We start from the raw sequence: 25,364 nt of genomic DNA, 5'->3' as shown, positions 1-25,364 counted from the left end.
CGGTCACCGAGCGAGTACGAACAGCAACAGCGTTCCGGCGACCGCGGTCACCGTCGCTGCGACCGCACTCGCCGTCGCCGTCGGCGGGACGGCCTCGACCGCCCGGACGGTGCCGACGGCGACGACCGACGCGGCAGCAGCCAACAGCACGGCGCCACCGGCGTGGACCAACTCGCCCCTCCGGGTCGACCCTTGCCGGCCGAGTTCCGACCCGAGCGTGGCCGCGAACTCACCGAGGTCCCAGACGAGCAGACTCGCCGCCACGCCACCGACGACGAAGAGTATCGAGAGGTCGGCGATGGCCGCGGCGATGGCCGCGGTGAGCGTCCCAGCCGCCGCCAGTTGTGCGCCCGTCGTCTCCCCGAGCAGACGCAGGCCGCCGGCGATACTGAGAGCCAACAGCGGGAGGACGGCGACCGCCAGTCCGACACAGACGACCCCGAGTATGACGGCGAAGGAGCTGACCGTCTCGAAGAGGTTGGTGAGGAGTCGCCGACCGGTGTCGCTGCTCGCGGCCCCAATCGCTCGCCTCGCCACGGTCGGATGGGTCATCCAGACGGCGACGACGAGCAGGCCACCGACCGACAGCGACGCGACCGGCAGGAAGTCCGGGCGGAACCGCTCGGAGGCTGCAGACCGGAGCAGGCGAACCCCGAGGAACGTGGCGACACCGCCGACCGCGAGCGCGACGAGCAGCCACCGGAGCGCCGTCGAGGCGCCGAACCACGCGAAAATCGAACGGGCAACCGGCGGGAGTCGGGAGTACAGTTCGGTGGTCGCGAGTCCGAAAGCGACGCCGAGCGCCGAGAGTCCGGCGACGATGCCGACCCACGCGAGTAGTCGTCGCGTCGTCGCGACAGCGGCGGCGAGTTCCGTCTCGGTGTCCTCGCCGGCCAACTCCGAAATCGGGAGCGCCCCGATTCCCGACCGAACGGCGACGACTGCGACGGCGGTCACGACGAAAGAGACGACGAGTTGCATCCGCGGGAGGCCCACCGGGGCCGCCGCACCGCGGACGAACAGCACGTCGGTGGCGAGGCCGAAGAGCCGAAACACCGGCTCGAACATCGGCGCGAGCAGGTCGGCCGACAGCACCGCCACCGGAACGACCGCGGCGACGAGAACGCGGCCAGCGGCGGTTCCCGCGTCCGCGCCGGGGGAGACGCCCCAGAACGCGGCGAGACCGCCGAACCCCGCGAGCGACCCGCCGACGAACAGCGCAAACGGCGCGAATTCGAGGAACGGAAGCGGCGGCGTCGGCGGCCACCCCACCTGCATGACGACGGCGACGGCGGCGCCGCCGAGGGCGGCGAGGCCAGCGACGACGGCGAGGACCCCTGCGAGAATCGTCGCGACGCGGCGTTCGGCGAGTGCTGTCGCTCGAACCGTGCCGGCGAGACACAGGCCGGCGAAAAAGCCCAGCGCCGCGGGCGTGGTGGCGCCGGCTATCGCCGCAAGGCCGAGTGTGACGACGGCCGCGACGGCCGCGGAGACGACCGTCGAACTCCGCGTCGGCCGCCAGTTCGACTCCGAGAGCCGCCGGTCGTCGATGCTCACGTCGACCCCTCCAGTGCAGTCGACAGCGGGCGGTCGGTGTCCCAGTCGACGACCGTCGCCAGCGATTCTCTGAGCCGTTCGATGCGGAGTCGACGCTCGATGCTCGCGGCTCTCCCGCCGGGCGTCCCACCGCCGGTCACGTCGGGACTGACGACGACCACGTCATGGCCGGCCGCGACGAGTTCCGTCGCGAGACCGACTGGGTCGTCGTCGAGCAGCGGCGTCGTGAGCACCACGTCGGCGGCCCCGGGGAGGCGTTCACGGAGCGCGAGCGCGTCCTCCCGAGTTCCGCCGTCGGTTGTCGCCGGCGTCGCTTCGCGTTCGGCCTGTCCGGCGGCGACGACCGCATCGAGGACCGCCCCGACACGCGTTTTGGTTGCCGAATCGTTACCCACCGGCACCCACGGCCGCCCCGAGCGGTCGCTCGGCAGCGTCGGTTCGATGTCGTTTTCGTCGATGCCCAGCGCCGTGAGTCCGACGTGATTGCCGGCGGCGACGAGGCGGCCGAAGGCACGGTCGGCGGCGTACGCCGACAGTTCGGCCCCGGTGGGGTGGCCGTGGTCGCGGGACTGCCGCGTCGGCACCCGTCCGTCGGCGACGACGACCGTCTTCGTCGCCCTCGTCTCACGGAAGTTGACCGTCGACAGTTCGCCGGTTTTCGCCAGTCCGCGCCAGTCGATGCGGCCGATGTCGTCGCCGGGTCGGTACTCCCGGACCGAGTGGAACTCCAGTCCCGACCCGCCGCTGTCCGTCGGTTGAGTCCCGACCCGTCGGAGCGACCCGTCCGTCTGGGGCACGTCGCTGACGCCGCGTCGACACCGTAGAATCGACGTGCCGTCGACGGCCGGTTCGCCGGTGGCCGACCCGGCGGCCGGGAGCGACCGGAGCCGAACCAGCGGCGAGTCGAACTCGTGGTCCCCCTGCGAGGCGACGATTTCGTAGGAGATTTGCCCGGACTCCCCGGGTCGCAGCGACAGACAACCGCGCGGCGACCCTTCGACGACGGGGACGTGGTCCGGCAGTCGGTCGACGACGCGGACGTCCGGCTGCGCTCGGTCGCTTTCGTTTCGGACCGTAAGCGTCACCGTCGTCGTCTCGCCGGGGGCCGGGACCTCGGGATCGAAGGAGCGCTCGACGGCCAGCGACGACGGCGACGGCGACCGAGCCAGCGCGTCGGCCACGAGATAGACGACGGGGACGGCCGCGGCGACGAATAGCGCGGTCTCCCCGAGTATCGTGCCGACGGTGAGAAGTGCCACGGCCGCGAGGACAGCGGCGTCGAATCGGGAACTCGTTCGAATCCCCATCAGTTCCACCCCTCCTCGAGCCGGTTCTCGATGGCCGACAGCGACCGTTCGATTCGGTCGATTCTGGTCCGCGACGGCCGGAGCCACGCCCGGAGTCGCTGTCGGAACGGCAGCGCCGACTCTCGGTCTGCGACGTACGCCGCCGCAATCGCATCGTCGGTCCACTCTTCGCCTCTGACCGTATCCTCGGCGGCCGCCTCGTCGCATCCCTCGACGTGAGCGACGGCCGAGACGGCGAGCCGTCGAATCTCGCGTCTGACAGCGTCGTAGTCGTCGCCGCTGGCGGCCGCGGCCGCCGACCGAACGACGCGCTCGTCGAAGGACTCGCCGACGACGGGGCCGGCGGTGGCGTGTTCCGGCGGCGCCTCTCGGAGCGTCGAGAAGTCGGTCGTCGGCTCCGATAGCGGGCCCTCGGGGAGGTCGTCTTCGCCGGACGGCCCGGCCGTCCAGACGACCCACGCCGCACAAATCGCTCCGACGACGGCAATCGCCAGCGCCCGCAGCGCCGCCTCCGACAGCGGCGTCGTCCGGACGAGGATGTCGATGTCGACCACCTGCTCGACGGCGCCGGGGGCAAACGCCAGCGCCCCTGCGAGTCCGACTGCGGCGATGCCGACTGCGCCGACGATGGCGCGCAGAAGACGGCTCACTGCTCGCCCTCCTCGGCATCGCGCTTGCTCGACCGTATCTCTTCGAGGGCCGCCTCCACATCGGGAAGGCGGTCCTCCGGCGACCGAGCACCGTACTCGACGTCCCGGAAGGCGTCCCGCAGGGTGGCGACGGCGTCGGCGGGCAGACCATCCTTCGAGACCGCCCAGCGGCCGATTTCGCCCGGCGTCGAGGTTTGCCACGAACGAATCGACACGTGGCGTCTGAACTCCCGCCACGCCGCTCGAATCGTCATCGCCTGTTCGTCCTCGGTCGGCGAATCGGTCGGTGAATCCCCCCGTGCGGCGGCTATCGACCGGGCCGCAGAGCGGCCGGCCCCCCGAAGCCACGCGAGGACGACCGCCGGATGCAGTCGCCGGGGCAGCGAACGGACGAACGCCGCCGTTCGACGTACGGCGTCGGCCGTCCCGGTGCTGATAGCGACGAGGAGCGCCCGTGCCCCCTCGACGCCATCGCCGAGGCGGTGAATGCCGTACCGAACCGCGTCGGTCACCGTCGAGAGCCCCTCGTCGAGGATGCCGGCGAGGCCGACGAGTCCCGCGACGATGCGCCGGGCGGTTCCCACCACCGTCCGGCGGGTGAGTCGCGCGAGCACGCGCGGCGTGAGACCGTACCGCGCTGCCGCACCCAGCACGCCGAGGACGACGGCCAGTAAACCCCCCCCGACGATTGCGAGGTTCCGGTACATCCCCTCGATGGTCGTCGCCGTCGTCGGGCCGTCGGGTGAGGCGCTGGCGGTCACCGTCGCAGAAGCGGCGAACGGGAGCGTGACCGCGAGCGTCCCGTTCCGGTCCGTCGTGCCGACCGTCTCGCCGTCGACCGCGATGGTCGCGTTCGGAACCGGCTTCCCGTCGTATTCGAGGGCGACCGAGGCCGACGACGCTGGCAGGGCGAGGAGCCACGACGGCTCAACCGAGAGGTTCGGCGAGTCGGTCGTCGGCGTCTGCGTGGATGTCGCCGTGCCCTCGGGCGTCGCTCGCGTGAGATTGACGGTGCGGTTGCCGCTTGCATCGCCACGCTCGACGACTATTTCGACCGCCTCGGCGTCGGGCAGCGGCACCGTCGCCCGACCGCCGTCGTCCGTTCGGGCGACCTCGCTGCCGTCGAGACGGACTGTCCCGTTGCGGACCGGCTCGCTGGAGACGTTGGCGACGATGTCGACCGACCCGCCGGCGACCGGTTCGCCGAGCAGTTCGATGTCGATTTCCGTCGGCACGTCGAAGGAAACCGTCGTCCCCTCCTGAAGCAGCGTCGGCGCGCCCAGCGACGCCCGCCTGTGGGACCCGCCGACGTTGCCGAGTCGGGGTTGGCTACCGTCGAGACGCACCTCGATGTTCAACGACCGGTTGTACGGCACCTCCCCGGTGACGTTGCCGTCGGCATCGGTTTCACCGATGGAGTCGCCGTTGAACAGCACCGTCGCCCCCGAGATGGGGTCGCCGCCGCGGGTGACCGTCGCGGTCACCTCCCGTCCGGGCACCGGGTCCGGCGTCAGCGTGACGTTCACCGAGCCGGCTGACTCCGGCGTCGGTTCGGGCGTCGGTGTCGACTCGGGGGTCGGCGTGTCGTCGGCCTCCGGTGTCGGTGTCGACTCGTCCGCCGATGGGGTCGGCGTCGACGGCGACTGCTCTCCGGGTTCCTCAAGCGGTTCGGAGTCGCGTCCAGCCTCGGCACGCCCGCCGCCGGGCGTCGGGTCGAACGCCACCCACCCCACGTCCTCGAAGTACACTTCGACCCACGCGTGGGCGTTCTTCCCTCGGACGAGGTACTCGTCGTTTCCGACCGACTCGCCCGTCCCGTAGCCGGTGACGTACCGCGCCGGGATGTCCTGGGTTCGGAGCATCGCCGTCATCGTCGTCGCGAAGTACTGACAGTAGCCCGCGTCCATCTCGAAGACGAACTCGGTGGCCACGTCGTTGTCCCGGTCGTGGCTCGCGTTCAGCGAGTACTCCTTGTTCGATTCGAGCCACGCCTCGATTTCACTCGCCGTCTCGTAGGGCGTCTCGGCACCGTCGGTTATCTCTGCGGTGCGTTCGGAGAGTTTCCCTGGCGTGTCCTCGGGCAGTTGCGTGTACCGCGATTCGATTTCGGCGGGATAGTCATCGCCGTCGGCGGCCACGGCCGCCTCCCGTGACGGCGGGCCGTAGGTGAACGTCCGGTAGGTCTCGCCGGCCTCGACGGACCCCTCGACGGTGAAGCCGCGCTGTGCGTCGACGAACACCGTTCCGTCGACCTCGGCGAAGGCCGGCCGCCACACCGACGCGAGGCTGTTCATCGAACGCTGTGGCGTCACGGTAATCGCGTACTGCACGTCCGGTCGACCGTCGGCGGTTCCGAGCGGCCTTTCGAGGGGCCGCTGCTCGCTCGCTCGGTCCCATCCGCTTCCTGTGTAGCGCTGGTACGCTCCCAACCGCCACCGTGACGGACGGGGGCTCCGAACGACCAACTCCTCGTGATTCGACAGCGACAGTTGGCCCCCGACGGTCGTCTGTTCGGGGTAACCGCCGGCGGAGGTGCCGCCGTAACTGCTCGTTGCGGACTCGCTTTCCGGCGGCTGGTCGTCGCTACCACTGTTGTTTCCGCTGGTTCCGTCCTCGCCACCGTCGCTGCCACCGTCACCGCCGCCGTCGGTTCCGTTCTGCGTTCCGAGTCCGCCACCGATGTCGGGACCGCCCTCGCCATCGACGCCGAGGTCCGGAACGGGCGTCTGGATACCGACTGCGGGGGCGAAAGCGCCACCGAGAACGATACCGGCGAGACAGCAGACCGCGAGCAGTGCTCGCATCATCGTATCGCGTTCCCCCGACCCATTCTCACCGGGAACTTCGGCGCCATCTACATTAGTGTGTGGTTGATTCGACACGCGAAAGCGGCCGCTCCCGCCACGTTCAATAGCCGGCCCCGCAACCGACGAGATATGACACGCTCCGTCTGGCTGAAAGCCGACGACGCCGTCGGCGACTGGGAGGCGCGCAAGCGCCGCATCACCGCCGGTCTCGAAGCCGGCGTCGACTGGGTGCTCGTCGACCAGCGCGACGTCGACCGCGTGCGGGAACTCGGCTCCGTCAACGTCGCCGCCTTCGCGGGCGACGATGTCCACGTCATGGACGCCGAACAGGAGGAAGAAACCGAACCCGACGCCGTCGTCGTTGGCAAGGGCGGCGAGGGCGACGGCACCGTCGACCTCCCGTCGGACTTCTCGGGGTCGGCCGATTTGACGACCCTCCGTCGTACCGAAGGGACCTCCGGCTCGTACGTCCGCATCCTCGATTCCGACTACGAGACCTTCGCCGAGGAAGCCGCCAAGGACGCCGACTTCACCATCGTCGTCGGCGAGGACTGGCAAATCATCCCCCTCGAAAACCTCATCGCCCGCATCGGCGAGGAGACCGACCTCGTCGCGGGCGTCCAGACCGCCGAGGAGGCCAAGACCGCCTTCGAGACGCTCGAACTCGGCGCCGACGCCGTCCTGTTGGACACCGACAGCCCCGACGAGATTCGCGCCACCGTCGAGGTTCGTGATGCCACCGCCCGCGAACAACTCGACCTCCAGTACGCGACGGTGACGGCCGTCGAGGAGACCGGTTCGGCCGACCGGGTCTGCGTCGACACCGCCTCGATGCTCGACCACGACGAGGGGATGCTCGTGGGGTCGATGTCCCGCGGACTGTTCTTCGTCCACGCAGAAACCGCCGACTCGCCGTACGTCGCCTCCCGCCCGTTCCGCGTCAACGCCGGCGCCGTCCACGCCTACGTCCGGACGCCTGGCGGCGAGACGAAGTACCTCGCGGAGTTGAAATCCGGCGACGACGTACAGGTCGTCGACACCAGCGGCGAGACCCGCGAGACAATCGTCGGTCGCGCGAAAATCGAACAGCGACCGATGTTCCGCGTCGAAGCCGAACTGGAGAACGGCGACCGAATCGAGACGCTACTGCAGAACGCCGAAACCATCAAGGTCGCCACCGAATCGGGGCGGAAGGCTGTCACCGACCTCGAAGCCGGAGACGAGGTGTTGGTCTACTACGAGGACGTGGCGAGACACTTCGGCGAAGAAGTCGAAGAGAGCATCATCGAACAGTAATCGCGTCGCCGACCCGTCGTCCACGTAATTGGAATTGGTTCCTAAACCGCCACTTTTTCGGTACAGCGTAACCGATAGCTGTTGATGTCTAACGTTACCAAGACAGAAGGTGGCGCACCCGACCTTGACGTCGAGAGCGACTGGAACCGCCTGTTCGTCGGCGGCGAGTGGCTCGGACCTGGCGACCGCGAGACGATTACCGTCGAGGACCCCTCGACGCGAGAGCCGTGGGGAGAAGTACCGGCGGGAACCGTCGACGACGTGGACGCAGCCTACGAGGCCGCCGTGAGCGCCCAGTCGACGTGGGCCGACCGCGACCCCAGCGAACGGGCGGCGCTGGTCGACCGCGTCCACGAGCTGATGGAGGACCACGAAGACGCCATCGCCGAGTTACTGCAGGTCGAATCCGGCAGCGCACAACTGAAAAGCACCGTCGAGTTCCAGACGGCGGTCGCGGACGTGGCGGAGGCGACGACGATGCCCTCGCGGGCGGGCGGCGACATCCGCGATTCCACCATCGCCGGCAAGGAAAACCTCGTCAAGCGGGAGCCGGCGGGCGTCGTTGCGGTGATTCCGCCGTGGAACTTCCCGCTGCATCTCGCCATTCGGGCCGTCGCTCCGGCCGTCGCGTTGGGCAACGCCGTCGTCATCAAACCGGCCTCCGAGACGCCGGTGACGAGCGGTCTCGTCATCGCCAAACTGTTCGAGATGGCAGGTGCGCCCTCGGGCCTCGTCAACGTCGTGACGGGCCGTGGCTCCAGCATCGGCGACCGCGTCGCCGGCCACCCCGACGTGGACGTTGTGGCGTTCACGGGGTCGACCGAAGTCGGCCGACACGTCGCAAAGCAGGCCGTCGACTCGCTTGCCTTCCCCGCCATGGAGTTGGGTGGCAACGGCCCCAGCGTCGTCCTCGAAGACGCCGACATCGACAACGCCGTCTCCGGCAGCGCCTTCGGGAGTTTCTCCCATCAGGGGCAGGTGTGTATCTCCATCAACCGGCATCTCGTCCACGAGTCAGTGTACGACGAGTTCGTGGAGGGACTCGCAGCGAAAGCCGAGATGCTGCCGGCCGGGAGCGTCCACAGTCCCGCGACGTTCGTCGGTCCAATCATCAACGAGAGCCAACGGGACCAAATCCTCAACTACATCGAGGAGACCGTCGACGCGGGTGCGACGCTCGAAACCGGCGGCGGCACTGTCGATGTCGACGGTGTCGAAGACTCGCTGGTCGTCGAACCAACGGTCCTGTCGGACGTGACAAACGACATGACGGCAGCGTGTAACGAACACTTCGGCCCCGTCGCGCCCGTCATCCCCTTCTCCGACGACGAGGAAGCTATCGAGTTGGCCAACGCGACGGAGTACGGACTGGCCGCGTCGGTGTGGTCCGGCGACCGCAACCGCGCCGAGGACGTCGCCGACGAAATCGACGCCGGAATGGTCCACATCAATGACCAACCCATCAACGAGGAACCGGACGTGCCGTTCGGCGGGATGAAGGCCTCCGGTATCGGTCGGTTCCACGGCGACGCCATCGTCGAGGAGTTGACCGAGACGAAGTGGATTTCCGTCCAGCGCGAACAGCGGTCGTTCCCGTTCTAAGCTCACGAGACGCTTTTTGTCCGCGGCCGCCGAGACACGACTATGAGAGACGACGGCTTCGACCCACTGGTACCCTTCTTCCTTGCGGAGTTACTCACGCTCGTCGTCGCCTTCGCCGTCGTCGCCGCCAGCCTACTGGACCGAACGGCTCTCCTCGCATCGTTTTCCCGAACCATCCGCCTCCTCGCGCTCGGCTTTCTGACCGTCGAGTTGCTTGTCCCGGCGTGGCTGTACTACGACATCCGAAAGCGGGGCGGCGATAGGGTGTGGCTCCACGCCTCGGTGATGCCGGTGGTCAATCTACTCGCCGTCGCGGCCTACGTCTCCGAGCGGAACGCCCGTGAGGACTAGACGAGCGAATCGACGAGCGACCGCAGCGTTTCGAGGTCGTACTGCCCCGGTGCAGTCGCCTTCGCGGGGTCGACCGGCGCGTAGCCGATTTTCGACCCGTAGACGGGCGCGACTGCGCGGGTGTGGCTGCCGGCCTCGCCCATCGCCATCGTCGCCACCCGCTGGCCACGTTCGGTCAGTTCGTGGGTCGCAGACAGCACGGCGAGGGCATCCGACCGGTCCTCGGCGGTGACCGCGAGCTTCGCAACGTCGCCGTAGGTGCCGGCGCGGGTGAGAAGCGACTGGAGTCGCCCCTTCGAGGGCGTTCCCTCGAAGTCGTGGGTGGAGACGACGACCGAGGCGTCTTCGTCGTCGGCGCGGTCCAGCAGGTCGCCACCGTCGCCGTCCTCCAGCGCGGCGAGTTCGATATCGACGGCTTCGACCGATGGGTGGGCGAGGGCACCCGCGAGGGCGTCGAGGCGGCCCTCGTCGCTCGCCTCGCCCCCTTCCCAGTCGGCGCGGTTGGTGACCAAAAGCGGGAGGTCGCCATCGTAGTCGGCCAACTGCTCGTTCGGGTCGTCGGCGAGGTCTATTCGGAACTCCACGCAGTCGGCGTGGGCGCGGGCGGCTGGCTCCTCACCGAGGTCCGCAGTCGAGGCCGCGAGCGTGAACGAATCGAAATCGAGGGGCATGCCCGGAGCGTCGAGCGGAACGCTAAAAGGGTTCGTGGGTCGCCCGGAACCGCGTCGGGTCCGCGTTCGCCCGCTCGACGGCGGCGACCGTCGACAGTTCGATGTTGCGCTCCTTTTTCGTCACGACGCGGGTATCGTAGTGTTCGGCCTCGTACTTCGGTCGGTCGTTTCGGTCGGCGACGAACTCGCGGTGTCGCTGGAGGCGCTCTTCGGCGAGACGCTTCGAGAGGGCGGGCGCATTACTCGCCCGCGTCTCGAAGGCCTCAGCGAGGTCAGGAGCGCGCTCGATGCCGACGGAGTTGCGGCCCGCTACGAGCGCCGCAAGCGAGGTGGTTCCGGTGCCGACGAAGGGGTCCAGAACCGTGTCGCCCCGAATCGAGTACATCCTGACGAGCCGGAGCGGGATTTCCAGCGGGAAGGCTCCGGAGCGCTCGCGAGCGTCGTCGTCGCTGTCGCGGGTCTGTCGCGTGCCCCGAACTTTCCAGCAGTCGGAGAACCACTCGTTTCGCTCCTCGTAGAAGAACGCCGAGGCGTAGCGGTCGGCGTCCTTCGGCGGGAACTGTCGTGTGTCACCCTTCCGGAACAGCAGAACGTGTTCGTGTTCCAGCGTCGCGTAGGCGTTGGTCGGCAGCGTCCCCGACCCCATGAACTTGTTCGTGCTGTTGGTCGGCTTCCGCCAGACGATGCCCGGCAACTGCTGGAGGCCCGCCGCCGACAGCCCCTCGATAATCCGGGCGTGGTTGGGAAACAGCCGAAACCGGCCGTCCATTCGACGGGTGGCGTCACCGACGTTGACCGCAGCGATGCCGCCGTCGACGAGCGCGTCGGCGACGCCCTGCCACACCTCGTCCAGAAGGGCATGCATCGCCTCGAAAGCCGCCTCGCCGTCGTCCGCTTCGAGGGCGTCGGCGACGGCGTCGTCTTGGGCCGCAAAGGAGTCGTCCCACATCTCCACCATCGGGTACGGCGGCGACGTGACGGCCAACTCGACGCTCTCGGAGGCGAGGTCAAGTTCGCGGGCGTCGCCGATGCGCACCTCGTGGGTCGTCTGCACGTGGGGGAGAAACGGGGGACGGGTAACGTGCTTTGCGGTCCGATTCAGGCACGCCCGAGGAACGTCGCCTGTGCGGTCGTCCCCTGGGTGCCGTAGTCGGTCACGCGGACGCTGATGGTGTCACCCTCGCCGAGTGCATCCGAACCCGAGGGGTCCGGCACGTCGCGGACGAACGTCTGGAGGCCGTTTATCGTGCCTCGGACCTCCGCCGGCGTCCGGTCGTACTGGGTCTCCTTGACGACGAGTTCGTAGGTTTCGCCCTTCTGGGCCGCCTCTTCGGGCGGGCGCTGTTGGGCTTGCTCGTGGGCGCGGTCACGCTCCCGCTGGCCCTTCGAGGGGCCGCCGAGAACCGAGCGACCGACGAGCAACACGACCACGACCCCGGCGACGGCGGCAGCACCGAGTACGTACGTCTCGACCATTGCCGGCAGTTCTCGGTCGATTGACAAAGCGATTGTGACCGAGGGCGGCCACGGCGGCCGCCGACGAGGAGACAGAAGGTTGATACGCGGCGCTACCGCAGGATTTCCCGATGACAAACCGGGAGGTGAGCGTCGTCTTGCCCGCCTACAACGAGGCGGACACCCTAGAGCGCACCGTCGAGGTGACGCTGTCGACGCTTTCGGATTTCCTCCCCGCCGGCAGTTTCGAGGTCATCGTCGCCGAGGACGGCTGTGATGACGCCACGCCCGAACTCGCCGACCGGATGGCCGCCGAGGACGACCGGGTTCGACACTTCCACAGCGACGAGCGCCTCGGCCGCGGCGGCGCGCTGGAACGGGCCTTCCGCGCCAGCGACGGCGACGTGTTGGTGTACTTCGACACCGACCTCGCGACGGACATGCGACACCTCGAAGAACTCGTCGAGTCGGTCCGCTCCGGCGACTACGACGTGGCGACCGGGTCGCGCCGCATCCCCGGCGACAAACAGAACCGCCAACCCGAACGTGGCGTCGCCTCGACGGGGTACAACAGCCTCGTCCGGCTGTTCCTCCGCTCGCCGCTGTACGACCACCAGTGTGGGTTCAAAGCGTTCGACCGCGAAGCGCTGTTGGTGCTGCTCGATGACGTCGAGGACGACCACTGGTTTTGGGACACCGAGGTGTTGGTGCGTGCCCAGCGGGCCGGCTACCGCGTGAGGGAGTTCCCCGTCGACTGGGAACCGAAGGGCGACACCAAAGTCGACCTCGTCCGGGACGTCTTCGGGATGGGCAGTCAAATCCTGCGGCTATGGTGGCAACTCGGCGTCAAACCCCGCATCGACCGCCGGGTGACGATGGCCGCCGGCACCGCGCTCATCGTCGTCGCCCTCGCGTTGATGACCGTTTATCTCGACCCGACCGAGGTGTTGACGGCCCTGCAGTCCGCCGACACGCGTTTGTTGGGTATTGCCACCGTCGTCTACCTGCTGTCGTGGCCGCTTCGTGGGCTTCGATACCGCGACATCCTCGGCGAGTTGGGGTATCGGGAACGCGTCGGCTTTCTCACTGGGGCCGTCTTCATCAGTCAGACCGGGAACCTCGTCTTCCCGGCCCGTGCCGGCGACGCCCTCCGAGCCTACATCGTGAAGGCGCGACGCGGCATCCCCTACCCCTCCGGGTTCGCCTCGCTGGCAATCGAACGAGTGTTCGATTTGCTCACGATTACGGTGCTCGCGGGGGCGACGTTCCTCGGACTTGCGGCCGCCGGCGTCGACGTGACGGCCATCGGTGCGACGCAGGCGCCCGGGGAGGGCGAAAGCAGCGGTCGGACGGCGGTGTTCGTCGCGGCGGGCGTCGGTGCCGCCGCCATCGCCGCCGTCGCCGTCATCGTCGCGACCGCTCGCTCCGACCGAAACCTCGTTCGGGCGACGCTGGGTCGGGTCAGCAGCGACTCCTACGTCGACTACGTCGCGGGCGTCGTCGAACGCTTCACCGGCGACATCCAGACCGTCGCACAGGACCGCCGATCCTTCGCCCTCATCGGTGCCTCCAGCCTGCTCATCTGGGCCATCGACGTGGTGACGGCGTTGGTCGTCTTCGCCGCCTTCGGCGTCGACCTCGCGCTGTGGGAACTCGTGGCCGTCGGGTTCTTCGCCGTCAGCGTCGGCAACCTCGCGAAGGTGTTGCCGCTGTCGCCCGGCGGCATCGGGCTCTACGAGGGCGCGTTCTCGCTCATCGTGTTGGCGCTGACGCCCGTCGGCTGGGGCGTCGCACTGGCGGCGGCCATCGCCGACCACGCCATCAAGAACCTCGTCACCGTCGCCGGGGGCGTCGCCTCGACGCTCGTGTTCAACGTCTCGCTGACGACGGCCGTCGAGGAGGCACGGGACGCCGAAAGCGAAGGATCGGTCCGGGAGTAACCGCATATAAGACCGTCAGACACCACGTGAGACGGCCGCGAAAACGCCGTCGTTGCGGTCCGTCGCTCGTAATTACCAGAACTTTTAAAACCTTTTCGCACCACTGTAGGTGTAGCGACTGCTGACCGGGTTTTTCGGGGTGTATCCCTACCTGGTAGCACCCGCCTCGTAGCATGAGCGAGCACACACGAACACGAACGACCGAGAACGAGACGGAACGGGAAGCCGAACGAGACGAGAAAGCGGGCTGTCCCGAATGCGGCGGGAAGCTCAGCGCGGATACGGAACACGGCGAGACGGTCTGCCGCGATTGCGGCCTCGTCGTCGAGGAAGACGAAATCGACCGCGGACCGGAGTGGCGCGCCTTCGACAGCGCCGAAAAGGACGAGAAATCCCGCGTCGGCGCCCCGACGACCAACATGATGCACGACAAGGGGCTGTCGACGAACATCGACTGGCGCGACCAGGACGCCTACGGCAACTCGCTGGGCGCCCGCCAACGTCAGAAGATGCAGCGACTCCGCAAGTGGAACGAACGGTTCCGCACGCGGGACTCCAAGGAACGCAACCTCAAGCAGGCGCTCGGCGAAATCGACCGCATGGCGAGCGCACTCGGCCTGCCGGACAACGTCCGAGAGACCGCCTCCGTCATCTATCGGCGGGCACTCGACGAGAACCTCCTGCCCGGCCGCTCCATCGAGGGCGTTTCGACGGCGTCGGTGTACGCCGCCGCCCGACAGGCTGGCGTCCCCCGTAGCCTCGACGAAGTCGCGGGCGTCTCCCGCGTCGAGAAGAGCGAAATCGCCCGCACCTACCGCTACGTGGTCCGGGAGTTGGGCCTGGAAATCCAGCCGGCGGACCCCGAGAGCTACGTCCCGCGGTTCGCAAGCGACCTTGACCTCTCGGATGAGGCCGAGAACCGCGCCCGCGAGTTGCTTCGGAACGCCAAAGAGCAGGGCGTCCACTCCGGGAAATCGCCGGTCGGACTCGCGGCGGCGGCCGTCTACGCCGCCTCGCTTCTGACCAACGAGAAGACGACACAGGCAGCGGTCAGCGAGGTGGCCGACATCTCGGAAGTCACCATCCGCAATCGGTATCACGAACTGCTCGAAGCCGAACAGGACCTCGCGGTCGTCTGAGGCGGTCACTTCTCCGCGTCTACTCGGTCGGTAGCCGCCGGTCCGACCGCGGTGCCGGCGAGGTTCGTCCGTAGCGATACGCCTATCCGTTCGAGTACCGAGAATCAGCCACAACCACGGCGACCGGACGGTCGCCCACACCATCCATGTTGACCGGAACAACGCTGGCTCGCGCCGGCATCGATGCCGTCGCGCTGAAACCCGCCGAACACGACCTCGACGCGGCGCTGGACCTCGACGTCGACACCGTCGTCGTCGACTACGAGGGCCGAGAACACCTGCCGGATGCCGAGACGCTGTCGGCGCTTTCCGACGCCTACGACTGCTACGTAACGACACCGGTTCGGGCCGACGGCTTCGACCCCCTCGGCGACGACGGCCTGCTCGCGGGAATGCCGGAAGCGGCCACACGAGTCCTCGTCGCCGGCAACGGCGCGTATCTGACCGACGAGGAATCCAGCCGCGCCATCGCCCCACGGCTGAACGCCGCCCGCGAGGACGCCCCCGAGGCGTGGGTCGGAACGGAGGGCATCGAACGCGTCGCCCTCGCCGCTGGCGGCACGCAGTTCGAACTCCTCTCTCGGGGAACCGACCGCGAACTGCGGGCGCTGCGCGCCGCCGGCTTCGACGGCGAGGTCGCGCTGTACGCCCCGACCGTGTTGAGCGACGACGACGACGCGATTCTCGATGCCGTCGGCGGCTACGTCGCCCGCCGCGGCCCCGTCCGGAGGGCACTGCCCGACGGCGCCGCCACCGACGCCGACGCGGCAGGACGGGCCCGCGAAATCCTGCTGGACGCCGCGAGTGACTTCGCGCTCGTCGGGGAAACAGACACCGTCGCCGAGCGGGTCACCGACCTCGAAGCCGCGGGCGTCGACCGCATCGTCGCGTACCCGGCCCGCGGCCTCGCGGCGTTCCGCTGATGGCTACCGGAGGCCAACCGCCCGCCGAAGCGCCGCCGAGCGTCGCCGTCGTCGGCTGTGGCGTCGTCGGGGCGACCGTCGCCGTCGAATTAGCCCGACGGGACGCCGACGTGACGGTTTTCGAAGCCGGCGACGTGGCCGCCGAATCCAGCGGCCGAGCGGCTGGCATCTGTTACGACGCCTTCGCCGACGCCGTCGACGCCCGTATTGCCGACCGTGCGCTGGAACGGTTCCGAGAGCGTGGTGCACTCATCGACCACCCCTACGTCTGGCTGGCGCGGGCCGGCGACGACCGCAGTGCCGAGGCGATGGCCGAAGACGTCCCCCGCATGCAACAGCAGGGCCGGGACGTGTCGGTTCTCGACGCCGCCGACCTCGAATCCCGGTGGCCGACGCTGGAGACCGACGACGTAGCGCGGGCCGCCATCGCCCGCAACGCCGGCTACGCCGAACCCGCAGCGTACACCCGCGAGACAGCCGAACTTGCCGTCACCGAGGGCGCCGACCTCCGGACGGAAACGCCGGTCGAACTCGATGATTCAGGTCGGGTCGACGGCGAGGACTACGACGCCGTCGTCGTCGCAGCGGGCGCTCACACTGCCCGGCTACTCGACGACGCCGGCTACCCAATCCCCGTGAAAGCCTATCGTGTGCAGGCACTCCTGACCGAACCGACACCGCTTGCCGGCGACGTTCCGATGTTGTACGATGCCACCGGTGACTACTACCTCCGCCCCCGCGACGGCCGGCTGTTCGTCGGCGACGGGACGATTCCGGAGGAACACGACCCGACCGACTGGGAAGAATCAGCCGACGGTTGGTTCCGCGAGAACTGTGGAGAGTACCTAAACACCGCCGTCGGCAACTCGGTCCCGGAGTGGCAGTCGTGGGCGGGTCTCTGTACCGCCACGCCCGACGGCGACCCGCTGGTGGGTGAGCGTGCGCCCGGCCTCTACGTCGCGTCGGGCTTCCAGGGCCACGGCTTCATGCGCGCGCCGGCCATCGGCGAGGCACTCGCAGGCGAGGTGCTGGGCGAGGCAGGAATCGGCGCGTTCGACCCGACGCGGTTCGAGGGCGACGAGTCGTTCGAAATCGTCGAAGGGATGACGCTCGAAGATTAGGCGTCGGCGTCCAGTTCGCCGTCGTCGACTGTTTTCGGGATGTGGATTTCGAGCGTCCCGTTTTGGGTCACCGTCGCCTCGGCGTCGCCAGCCTCGACGGACGCATCCTCCGGCAGTTCGGCCGACCCTTTCAGGCCGAGTCCCCGACCCGGAAAGCGCATCTCGTAGCCGTCGTGGAACTCCCGGAACCGGTCGAGGCGAACCGTGACTGTGTGGTTCTCGAAACTCACGTCGACATCGTCGGCCGTCGCGCTGGGTGCATCGAAGACGACGAGAACGGCGTCGTCGCTCTCCAGTACGTCCGCCGCCAGCGGCTTGCGCTCTTGGACGCGACTCGACGCCCGGCCGATACCGTCGAGGACGGCCCGACCCAGCGACTCCCCCACCTCCCGAATCATGCGTGAATTGCCTCCAGCCCGTCGCTTTCGCCGCAGTACGGACAGGAAAACGCCTCGACGCCGGTCCCGTCTGGCATCGAGTACTGGTAGTGAAGTTCGAACATATCCAAATCACAGTCGTTGCGCGTACAGACGACTTCGAGCGTCTTGGGCATACAGCGGTGTAGGGGCGAGACGCTAATCAATGCCCCGGCGTTTTGAGCCGTGGGTGCCTAACCGACGCATGGAGATTCGCGGCGTCGACTTCAGCGGGGCGGCCGAACCCGGCGACGACATCTGGATTGCCGAAGGGGCGTGGAACGGCGACCTGCTGACGGTTCGGCGGTGTCGTTCCGCCACCGAGGCCTTCGGTGTGACGGAGAGAACTGCCGTGCTGAACCGACTCCGAACGTCCCTCGAAACGGCACCGAGGACGACGGGACTGGATTTCTCGTTCGGACTGCCCGACGCGTTGCTCCCCGATTGTGAGACGTGGTGCGAAACCATCGAGTGGTTCGAAGCGACGTTCGCCGCAGCCAGCGCCGACGAGATGCGCGAAGAACTGAAGCGCAAAGCGAGAGTCAGCGACGCCGACGGCGTGGAGTTGAAACGACGGACCGACGACGCCGTCGGCGCGAACTCCCCGTACAGTTTCATCACCTACTACCAGACGCTGTACGGCATCCGCGAGGTCGTGGCGCCGCTCGTGGCCGACGGCCGCGTCGCCGTTCCGCCGATGCAGCCCGCCGGCGAGCGAAACCTCGTGGAGATTTACCCGGCCGGTACGTTGCGCCGTCTCGGAACCGTCGACGAGACGTACAAAGACGGTGCCGCCGACGCTCGCCAGCGACGTGAGACGATATTGAACGCGCTCGTCGAGTCGACGCCACTCGAATTGGCCGACGGGATTCGAGCGCGTGCCGTCGACGAGACCGGCGGTGACGCCCTCGACAGCATCGTCGCCGCGGTCGCGACCGCCCGCGCGGTCCGGCGGGACTTCGACCCGGACGGCGGTTACGGCGAGCGCGAGGGCTGTATCTTCGTCTGAGTCGACGCCATCCGCATCCGTTTTACCGCTCGACCGCCACGTTCGGGGTATGAAAGAGCCGGCGACGCTGGACGTGACCATCGTGGACGGCTACGTCGACGAGCCGGCGCACTTCGGCGTGCCGCCCTACATCTCGACGTATCCGCGCTTCGCCGCCGGCGCCGCCGTTGACGCTGGCGTCCCACCGGAACAGGTGACGTATCACACCATCGACGAACTTCGCGAGGAGCGTTCGAAGTGGCGCGACGTGGCCGAAGCGGACCTCTTCGTCTATGTCGGCGGCATGACCGTCCCCGGGAAGTACGTCGGCGGCACGCCCGCCGAACCCGACGAGGTGAAGGAGTTGGCGTGGACCGCCGAGGGGACGAGCGTGATGGGCGGCCCCGTCCGCTTCGGCGTCGGCGAGGCCAACGAAGGGGCGACCGAGACCGAACGGCAGAACCTCGATTACGACTTCCTCGCCGGCGCCGACATCGAGGCGGCAGTGTACGACCTCGTCCACGGCGGCCTGGAGGGGTTCGAGGACCGCTACCGCGACAACGCCGAGTTGGACCGCTGGGCCGCGAAGGGTGCCTTCATCATCGGACAACACCCCGACCACCCCGACTACCTCATCTGTGAGATGGAGACCTCTCGGGGCTGTCCCTACCGGTGTTCGTTCTGCACCGAACCGATGTACGGCGACCCCGACTTCCGGACGCCCGATTCGGTCGTCGCGGAGGTCGATTCGCTTGCGACCCATGGCGCACGCCACTTCCGACTCGGCCGGCAGGCCGACATCCTCGCCTACGGCGGCGACGGTGAGGCGCCCAACCCCGAGGCGCTCCGAGAGTTGTACGGCGGCATCCGCAACGCCGTGCCGAACCTCGGGACGCTGCACCTCGACAACATGAACCCCGTGACCATCACGGAGTACCCCGAGAAGTCCCGAGAGGGCATCCGCATCATCGCCGAACACAACACGCCCGGCGACACGGCCGCCTTCGGCCTCGAATCGGCTGACCCGCTCGTTCAGGAGGAGAACAACCTCCTTGTCACCGCCGAGGAGTGTCTGGAGGCGGTTCGGGTCGTCAACGAGGAGGGCGGCTGGCGCCCCGGCGAAGAGCCGGGAAGCGGCCCCTCCGTCGACCCCAACGCCGACCGCCTGCCGAAACTCCTTCCGGGTATCAACCTCGTCCACGGCCTGATGGGCGAACGCCGGGAGACGTTCGAGCACAACAAGCAGTTCCTGCAGGACGTCTACGACGAGGGGCTGATGCTTCGACGCATCAACATCCGGCAGGTGATGGCCTTCGAGGGTACCGAGATGGCCGAAACCGGCGCCGACATCGCACACGACCACAAGAAACTGTTCAAGCAGTACAAACGCGAGGTCCGGGAGGAAATCGACAACCCGATGCTCCAGCGGGTCGCCCCGCCAGGGACCGTCCTGCCGAACGTCTACCTCGAGTACCACCAGGACGGCAAGACCTTCGGCCGCCAACTCGGCACCTACGCGCTGTTGGTCGGGATTCCGGGCGAACGGGAACTCGGCCGCACCGTCGACGTGGCGGTCACCGACCACGGCTTCCGGTCGGTATCGGGCGTCCCCTACCCGCTCGACGTGAACAGCGCCTCGATGGACGAACTCCGGATGTTGCCGGGCGTCGGCAAACAGCGCGCCGGCAACATCGTCGTCGACCGACCGTACGACTCCGTCGCGGAGTTCGACGACGGCGGCGGCGGTATCGACCTCGAGAAGTTCTGTGATGCCGACTCGACGGGGCGGGCCGACTGAAATCGGCCACGGCGGTCCGATTAGTCGTCGGCCGGCGCCGCGGCGAACTGTTCGGGCTCCGCTCGGCCGAAGCGGGCGATAGCCTCGAACGCCTCCAGCGGCAGTCGGTTATCGTCGGTGATGCCGCGCGCATCGGTGGCCTCCAGCCGCGTCCGGACGAACCACTTCGCGACGAGTAACTCGCGGGCGTCGTCGGCTTCCGCCAGCCGCCACGCGGCGCGTTCGAGCAGTATCACACCAGCAGTCACGTCGAAGACGTAATCCGCCAGTTCCTTCGCTTCCAGTTGTGCGGCCTCGGGGTCGGTCGTGGCCACGGCGTCGAAGGCATCCGAAAGCCCCGCCAGTTCTGCTTCGACCGTCTCGGCGACATCGGCGAGTGCCGGATTTTCGAGTGCGTCAAGCCGTCCTTCGAGTTCCGACAGCAGCGCCTCGTGGGAGCGCTCCGAAAGCATCGACCGGAGCACGTCCAGCGCCATGATGTTGGACGGCCCCTCCCAGATTGGCAACACCTGTGCGTTCCGCAGGAGTCGGGGGTTGACGAACTCCTCGACGTAGCCGTCGCCGCCGCGTATCTCCATCGCATAGGAGGCGGTGTCGACGGCCATCCGCGCGGTTCGGTACTTGACCACGGGAACGAGCATCCGCATGAGCCGGTTGGCGCGCTCGGCGACCTCGCCGTCGCGTTCGCGGGCACCGTACTGTTCGGCCGCCTCGAAGGTCACCGCCAGTCCGGCCTCGTGGGCGACCGTCATATCCACGAGGTCCCGGCGCATCAACGGCTGGTCCTCCAGCGCCTCGCCGAAGGCCTCACGGTTGGCGGCGTGGACTTTCGCCTCCAGCAGCGACCGGGCGACCGCACCGACGCTCCCGATGGCGTTGTACAGCCGTTCGGCGTTCAGCATCTCGGACATGTACTTGAAGCCGCGTTCGGGTTCGCCGACGAGTGTCGCCGTCGCGCCCTCGAAGACCACCTCGCCGGTCGGGACGCTCTTCGTGCCGAGTTTGTCCTTCAGTCGCCGGAACAGGTACGTCTCGCGGTCGTTGTCATCGGGGTCGAAGAGGAACAGCGACAGCCCCTCCGTGCCCTCGGATGCGTCGGGCCGACGCGCCAACACCAGCGCCGCCCCGGAGTCGATGTTCGAACAGAACCACTTCTCGCCGTGGAGTTCGTAGATTCCCCCGTCTTCGGTCGGTTCGGCCCGCACCTCGTTTGCGCCCACGTCGGACCCGCCCTGCTTCTCAGTGAGGAACATCGCGCCGGTCCGGAGGTCGTCGTACTCGCGGGCGGTCAGCGCGTCGTAGTACGCATCGAGCGTTCCGTCGTCGAACTTCTCCAAGACGGCGGCGGCGCCGCCGGTCATCGCCGCCGGACAACTCAATCCGACACTCGAGGTCTGGTCCATCAGACAGAACTGTGCGAGATGCTCGACGGCCGAGAGCGGTTCCTCGCGGCCGGCCGGCGCCGAAAAGCGGTTGGCGATGACGCCGTTTTCGTACACCAGTCGCTCGTTTTCGAGGTGTTTCGGGTGGTAGGTCACCTCGTTGACTCGCTCGCCGTTCCGGTCGTAGGTATCGAGTTCAGGTGGGTTGTCTTCGACCACATCGGCGTTGTTCGTCACCGTCGTTCCCATCGTCTCGCCGAACGACGAGAGGATGGCTTCGGGTGGGTCCGCGCTCCGCCGTCGGACCGTCCGCTGGAGGGCGCGGTCGTAGGTCCAGTAGTTGCAGTCCCGGCCGCGGTCGAGGGCCGCGTAGTCGAGTGGGTCGGTCATACCCCTCGAATGGGCGTGTGGTGTGAAAACGGTTCTCCCGGTTCAGACGGGGAACTCGGCGTCGGGATCGACCACGCGGTCGGGGTCCTCGGGCATCTCCCAGTCGGTGGCGAGTTCGAGGAACTGTGCGAGCATCCGACCCGTCGCCCCCCAGACGGTGTAGCCGTCGACGCGGAAGTAGTGGACGCGAATCTCGCCGTAGTGGGGGTGGTCCCGCGATTCGGAGTCGTAGTTGTCGAGGTCGGTCAGGTCGTCGATAGCGAGGACGGCAATTTCGGCGACCTCGCTCTCGTCGGGGGTGTACTCGCGGTCGGGAATCTTCGCGACGAACGGGCGGACCGCGTAGTCGGTGACCGTCGGGATGTCGTCGAGGCGACCGATGACCTCGACCTCCTCGGGTCTGAGACCGATTTCCTCGTTGCCCTCACGTTTCGCCGTCGCTTCGAGGTCGGCGTCTTCGGGTTCCCGACCCCCGCCGGGAAAGCTCATCTGGCCGGGGTGTTCCCCGAGGTGGTCGGCACGCTTCGTAAACAGGAGGTACTCGCCGTCCGAGCGGGAGACGATGGGCGCGAGAACGGCCGCCTCACGCTCCGCACCGGTTATTTCGCCCGGGGCGTACGCGATGAGCCGCTCCCAGTTCATACCCGTCGTACGCCCCGGACGCTCTTAGTTCGTCTCATCGCGAGCGGCGTCGAGACGGTCACGGATGTCGTCCAGTTCGACGCCGCCCCACGCTTCGAGGTCGTAACTCACGTCGAGTAACTCGGCCGCGCGGGCCGGCTCGTCGTTTGCGACCGCGCGGGCGGCGTCGGCGCGCAGTCGGCGCTCGGCGGCGCGACCGACGACGCTCCGGTCGACGCTCCGAGCCTCGACATCGAGGATGTGCGGAAGGTCCTCGGCGCCCTCCGGAAGCGTCGGAAACGCCGACGGGCCGGGCGCGAGCAGGTCCTCGTCGTCGTCGCGTTCGACGGTAACGAGGGCGAACGCGTCGATAGCCTCGTCGACGGCGTCGTCGGGGACGGTTTCACCCTGTCGGTAGGCCAACTCCGAGAGCGCTTCGGCCAACTCCGCGCGGGTGAGCGCGCCGAAGAGGTCGACGACGCCGGCCAACTCGTCGGGCGTGAACATCGGTGGAAACGTACTCGCCGCGGTACCTCAACGTTCCGGCACGGCGTCGACGGATTCGGAGACGCAATCGAGGTCCGCCGCGGCGGCCTCGGCGACCTCGGCGGGCGTAATCGCCGCCTCCTCCCACGCCGGCAGTCGCGTATCCTCGGGTGGCGGCGCGATTGCGTCGGCGTACGTTTCGACCTGTCGTCGTTCGTCGGAGCGGTCGTATTCGAGGTCGTTGAACGCCGAATCGAGCGCGTAGGCGTCGACAAGTCGCTCGGCGGCCTGCCGGTAGCGCGCCGGGAGCGTCTCGTAGTCGGGCGTGCCGCCGTTGTCCTCGACGGCACGCAGAAGCGCCGCGGCGACCTGCTCGGACATGTCCGAGAGTCCGCTCGGACCTGACACCGCCCGGTGGTCGTGTTCGTGGACGCCCAAATCGACCTGTGCGCTGCCCGCGGCCCCGACCAGTCTGAACGCCTCGCCGAGCGTCCCGACCTCCAGTCCCCACCCCCGCTGGACGCGCATCTCGCGGGCGAGCGCGCCGGTCGTCGCGAACTCTCCGGCGAGTGCGTACCGGAACGAATCGAGGTACTCGACGACTGCGGCGTCGGTGCCGGCGTCCAGCGCCTCGACGAGCGGCCGGTAGAACAGTCGGAACAGCCGCCCGTACAGCCGGTCGTTCTCGACGCGGGCGTAGTACCCCTTCGAGAACTCGTGGCCGTGCGCCAGCGGAAACAACAGTTTCGGGACGTGGAAGGCGTCGTAGTTCTTCGCGTCGGCGTCGTGGACGACGACGTAGTCGCTGTCGGCGGCGACGCCCAAGGCGAGCCAGACGTCCCGGCCCTTCCCGCGGGTGCCGTTGAGACCGTTCGAAGAGAGCAACGCGCCGAGTTCGGGGCCGTCACACCACAGCAACTCCAGCGGGAGGTCGAACCCCTCGAGCCACGAGGCGACCGACCCGACCCGCTCCTCAGAGGCCCGCAACGGCACGACCACTCGCTCGGGGGCGACCGTCTCCAGCGCCGAGAGGACGCGCTCGGCGGCGAGACCGGCGTGTTCCCGTTCGGTCATGGGAACGACGACGGCGGCGTCGTCGGCCGGCGCCTCGGGGGCGGCGTCGCCGAAGTCGTGGAGCGTCGTCACGCGCTCCTGTACGTACTCCATCTACTGGATGGAGGGGCTACGCATCGAAAAAGGCCGGCGTTCCGGCATCGTGTGTGGGCGGTTATCGAGTCGTCTTCTCGACTGTGTCGCCGGGGACGCCCCCGGCCGGCAGTCGCCCGGCGAGATACAGCCCGAACAGCACGACGACGACCGCGCCGACGACACCCGCGATGGCCCTGAACGCGACCGTGTAGCTGACGCCGCTTGCGACGACGACGCCGATGGTGCCGGACCCCATCGCCTGCACCACCATCATCGACGCCGAGTACAGCGCGTAGGCGCTGGCGCGGTGGTGGTCGGGAAGCGACGCAAGCAGGTACGTATCGGCCGCCGGGAACAGCGAGTGGACGACGTAGCCGAGGACGACGCTGACCGCGCCGACGGCGAGAAGCCCCTCGGCGAACGTCAGCGCCACGACGGAGACGACGAAGCCGCCGACGATACCCAACAAAAGCGGGACGTTCGGCAGTCGGTCCGCGAGACGGCCGGTCACGAGAAAGGCGGGGACACCGGCGGCGAACATCAGGCTCAGAAGCGTCCGCCCCGTCGCGGGGTCGATGCCCTTGGCGACCTCCAGATAGTCGCCGTAGAGGTTGAACAGGCCGTTCCAGAGGAAGCCCGCAGAGCCGAGGAAGGCAATGCCGGTGAGGACGATGGGCCACTGTGCCCGGGCGGCCGCGAGGATGCTCCTGTCCTCTGTACCCGCCTCGGGGAGGTCGGTCCGGCGGGCCGCCCACAGGAAGAAGACGGTCGCGAGTGCGGCGACGACGGCGATGCCGCGGAACGTCGTCCGCCAGTCGCCGACCAGCAACACCACACTCACCGCCAGCGGCGCGCTGACGGCAGCCAACTGACTCGACATGCCGTGGACGCCGATTGCGCGACCGACGGTTTCGGGGTACAGTTCGCTGACCAGCGGGTTGGCCGCGATGAAGTAGATGCCGCTCGAAAGCCCCATCAGGAACGCGCCGACGGCCAGATGTGTCACCGATCCCGATAGCGATGTGAAAAGCGACGTGCCGACCAACAGCGCCCCCGTCGCGGCGACGACGCGATGACGTGGCACCCGCGTCAGGAGGTAGCCGGTCGGCAGCCGCGGGGCCGCACTGCCGAGCCACGCGGCACTCGTGACGATGCCCAACGAGGCCGCCGTCACGTCGAAGTCGGCGGCGGCGGGTTGGACCAGCGGCGCGAAGACGACCCGTGCGAGGTTGACGAGGAACACCGATGCACACAGCGAGCCGAACAGTTCGCGGCGGGACACGGCGGCGATTCGAGACGGCGCGGTTTGAACGAA

General features: G+C 68.2%; 23 protein-coding genes. 9 read left to right on the top strand and 14 right to left on the bottom strand.

Features of this window, described 5'->3' with window-relative positions:
• Nucleotides 1-3 precede the first annotated feature (3 nt).
• Genes NMP98_RS10205 through NMP98_RS10190 form a run of 4 tightly spaced genes read right to left on the bottom strand, consistent with a single transcriptional unit; the run spans nucleotide 4 to nucleotide 6,318 of the window.
• Entirely contained in the window at nucleotides 4-1,557 is a 1,554-nt protein-coding gene (locus NMP98_RS10205) for a DUF7519 family protein (RefSeq protein WP_254857461.1), read from the bottom strand.
• A complete protein-coding gene (locus NMP98_RS10200) occupies nucleotides 1,554-2,864 on the bottom strand; it encodes a DUF58 domain-containing protein (protein WP_254857460.1) in 1,311 nt (436 codons plus the stop codon). Before NMP98_RS10200 ends, NMP98_RS10205 begins: the two co-directional genes overlap by 4 nt.
• The gene (locus NMP98_RS10195; protein WP_254857459.1) at nucleotides 2,864-3,514 is read right to left on the bottom strand and encodes a DUF7269 family protein; all 651 of its coding nucleotides are present in this window, start codon (nucleotides 3,512-3,514) and stop codon (nucleotides 2,864-2,866) included. The genes NMP98_RS10200 and NMP98_RS10195 overlap by 1 nt, the downstream gene beginning before the upstream one ends.
• Entirely contained in the window at nucleotides 3,511-6,318 is a 2,808-nt protein-coding gene (locus NMP98_RS10190) for a transglutaminase TgpA family protein (RefSeq protein ID WP_254857458.1), read from the bottom strand. Before NMP98_RS10190 ends, NMP98_RS10195 begins: the two co-directional genes overlap by 4 nt.
• Nucleotides 6,319-6,450: 132 nt before the next feature.
• Between NMP98_RS10190 and NMP98_RS10185 the strand changes: the two genes are divergently transcribed.
• From NMP98_RS10185 to NMP98_RS10175, 3 genes are all read left to right on the top strand, one after another.
• Entirely contained in the window at nucleotides 6,451-7,617 is a 1,167-nt protein-coding gene (locus tag NMP98_RS10185) for a 3-dehydroquinate synthase II (protein ID WP_254857457.1), read from the top strand.
• A gap of 84 nt (nucleotides 7,618-7,701) precedes the next feature.
• The gene (locus NMP98_RS10180) at nucleotides 7,702-9,219 is read left to right on the top strand and encodes an aldehyde dehydrogenase family protein (protein WP_254857456.1); all 1,518 of its coding nucleotides are present in this window, start codon (nucleotides 7,702-7,704) and stop codon (nucleotides 9,217-9,219) included.
• Between the two features lie 42 nt (nucleotides 9,220-9,261).
• A complete protein-coding gene (locus NMP98_RS10175) occupies nucleotides 9,262-9,570 on the top strand; it encodes a hypothetical protein (RefSeq protein ID WP_254857455.1) in 309 nt (102 codons plus the stop codon).
• Here NMP98_RS10175 and NMP98_RS10170 read toward each other — a convergent pair.
• From NMP98_RS10170 to NMP98_RS10160, 3 genes are read right to left on the bottom strand one after another with little or no spacing between them, the layout of a single operon-like run.
• Complete coding sequence (locus NMP98_RS10170; RefSeq protein WP_254857454.1) at nucleotides 9,567-10,241, bottom strand: type I 3-dehydroquinate dehydratase; 675 nt, start codon at nucleotides 10,239-10,241, stop codon at nucleotides 9,567-9,569. The genes NMP98_RS10175 and NMP98_RS10170 overlap by 4 nt on opposite strands.
• Nucleotides 10,242-10,263: 22 nt before the next feature.
• Nucleotides 10,264-11,295, bottom strand: a complete 1,032-nt coding sequence (locus NMP98_RS10165) for a DNA-methyltransferase (protein ID WP_254857453.1) — start codon at nucleotides 11,293-11,295, stop codon at nucleotides 10,264-10,266.
• A 44-nt stretch (nucleotides 11,296-11,339) separates the two neighbouring features.
• Entirely contained in the window at nucleotides 11,340-11,717 is a 378-nt protein-coding gene (locus NMP98_RS10160; RefSeq protein ID WP_254857452.1) for a hypothetical protein, read from the bottom strand.
• 110 nt (nucleotides 11,718-11,827) lie between these two features.
• Here NMP98_RS10160 and NMP98_RS10155 point away from each other — a divergent pair, with 110 nt between their 5' ends.
• From NMP98_RS10155 to NMP98_RS10140, 4 genes are all read left to right on the top strand, one after another.
• Complete coding sequence (locus NMP98_RS10155; protein WP_254857451.1) at nucleotides 11,828-13,636, top strand: flippase-like domain-containing protein; 1,809 nt, start codon at nucleotides 11,828-11,830, stop codon at nucleotides 13,634-13,636.
• A 173-nt stretch (nucleotides 13,637-13,809) separates the two neighbouring features.
• On the top strand, nucleotides 13,810-14,775 hold the full coding sequence (locus NMP98_RS10150; protein ID WP_254857450.1) for a transcription initiation factor IIB: 966 nt from the start codon (nucleotides 13,810-13,812) through the stop codon (nucleotides 14,773-14,775).
• 146 nt (nucleotides 14,776-14,921) lie between these two features.
• Complete coding sequence (locus NMP98_RS10145; RefSeq protein ID WP_254857449.1) at nucleotides 14,922-15,698, top strand: DUF7388 family protein; 777 nt, start codon at nucleotides 14,922-14,924, stop codon at nucleotides 15,696-15,698.
• Nucleotides 15,698-16,819 (top strand): NAD(P)/FAD-dependent oxidoreductase, encoded by a 1,122-nt coding sequence (locus tag NMP98_RS10140; protein WP_254857448.1) that lies wholly within the window; start codon nucleotides 15,698-15,700, stop codon nucleotides 16,817-16,819. Before NMP98_RS10145 ends, NMP98_RS10140 begins: the two co-directional genes overlap by 1 nt.
• On the opposite strand, the gene NMP98_RS10135 is transcribed toward NMP98_RS10140, so the two are convergent.
• Both NMP98_RS10135 and NMP98_RS10130 read right to left on the bottom strand, forming a co-directional pair.
• A complete protein-coding gene (locus NMP98_RS10135; RefSeq protein WP_254857447.1) occupies nucleotides 16,816-17,217 on the bottom strand; it encodes an Hsp20/alpha crystallin family protein in 402 nt (133 codons plus the stop codon). The two genes, NMP98_RS10140 and NMP98_RS10135, sit on opposite strands and share 4 nt — an antisense overlap.
• Nucleotides 17,214-17,372, bottom strand: a complete 159-nt coding sequence (locus NMP98_RS10130) for a DUF7559 family protein (RefSeq protein ID WP_254857446.1) — start codon at nucleotides 17,370-17,372, stop codon at nucleotides 17,214-17,216. Before NMP98_RS10130 ends, NMP98_RS10135 begins: the two co-directional genes overlap by 4 nt.
• 68 nt (nucleotides 17,373-17,440) lie before the next feature.
• Between NMP98_RS10130 and NMP98_RS10125 the strand changes: the two genes are divergently transcribed.
• On the top strand, nucleotides 17,441-18,244 hold the full coding sequence (locus NMP98_RS10125; RefSeq protein ID WP_254857445.1) for a DUF429 domain-containing protein: 804 nt from the start codon (nucleotides 17,441-17,443) through the stop codon (nucleotides 18,242-18,244).
• 49 nt (nucleotides 18,245-18,293) lie between these two features.
• Nucleotides 18,294-20,021 (top strand): radical SAM protein, encoded by a 1,728-nt coding sequence (locus NMP98_RS10120; protein ID WP_254857444.1) that lies wholly within the window; start codon nucleotides 18,294-18,296, stop codon nucleotides 20,019-20,021.
• A 20-nt stretch (nucleotides 20,022-20,041) separates the two neighbouring features.
• Here NMP98_RS10120 and NMP98_RS10115 read toward each other — a convergent pair whose 3' ends face one another.
• The 5 genes from NMP98_RS10115 to NMP98_RS10095 form a co-directional block, all read right to left on the bottom strand.
• Nucleotides 20,042-21,793, bottom strand: coding sequence for an acyl-CoA dehydrogenase family protein (locus NMP98_RS10115; protein WP_254857443.1), 1,752 nt, complete (start codon nucleotides 21,791-21,793; stop codon nucleotides 20,042-20,044).
• A 42-nt stretch (nucleotides 21,794-21,835) separates the two neighbouring features.
• Nucleotides 21,836-22,435 carry an NUDIX hydrolase gene (locus NMP98_RS10110; protein WP_254857442.1) on the bottom strand — a complete coding sequence of 200 codons (600 nt, stop codon included), beginning with the start codon at nucleotides 22,433-22,435 and terminating at the stop codon, nucleotides 21,836-21,838.
• Between the two features lie 24 nt (nucleotides 22,436-22,459).
• On the bottom strand, nucleotides 22,460-22,921 hold the full coding sequence (locus NMP98_RS10105; RefSeq protein ID WP_254857441.1) for a DUF7109 family protein: 462 nt from the start codon (nucleotides 22,919-22,921) through the stop codon (nucleotides 22,460-22,462).
• A 27-nt stretch (nucleotides 22,922-22,948) separates the two neighbouring features.
• Nucleotides 22,949-24,067, bottom strand: coding sequence for a glycosyltransferase family protein (locus tag NMP98_RS10100; RefSeq protein WP_254857440.1), 1,119 nt, complete (start codon nucleotides 24,065-24,067; stop codon nucleotides 22,949-22,951).
• A gap of 61 nt (nucleotides 24,068-24,128) precedes the next feature.
• Entirely contained in the window at nucleotides 24,129-25,331 is a 1,203-nt protein-coding gene (locus NMP98_RS10095) for an MFS transporter (RefSeq protein ID WP_254857439.1), read from the bottom strand.
• Nucleotides 25,332-25,364: the final 33 nt, after the last annotated feature.

The organism is Natronomonas gomsonensis, assembly GCF_024300825.1.
GTDB lineage: Archaea > Halobacteriota > Halobacteria > Halobacteriales > Haloarculaceae > Natronomonas > Natronomonas gomsonensis.
The sequence above is the reverse complement of the archived record's forward strand: the minus strand, read 5'-3'. Positions and strand labels throughout refer to the sequence as shown.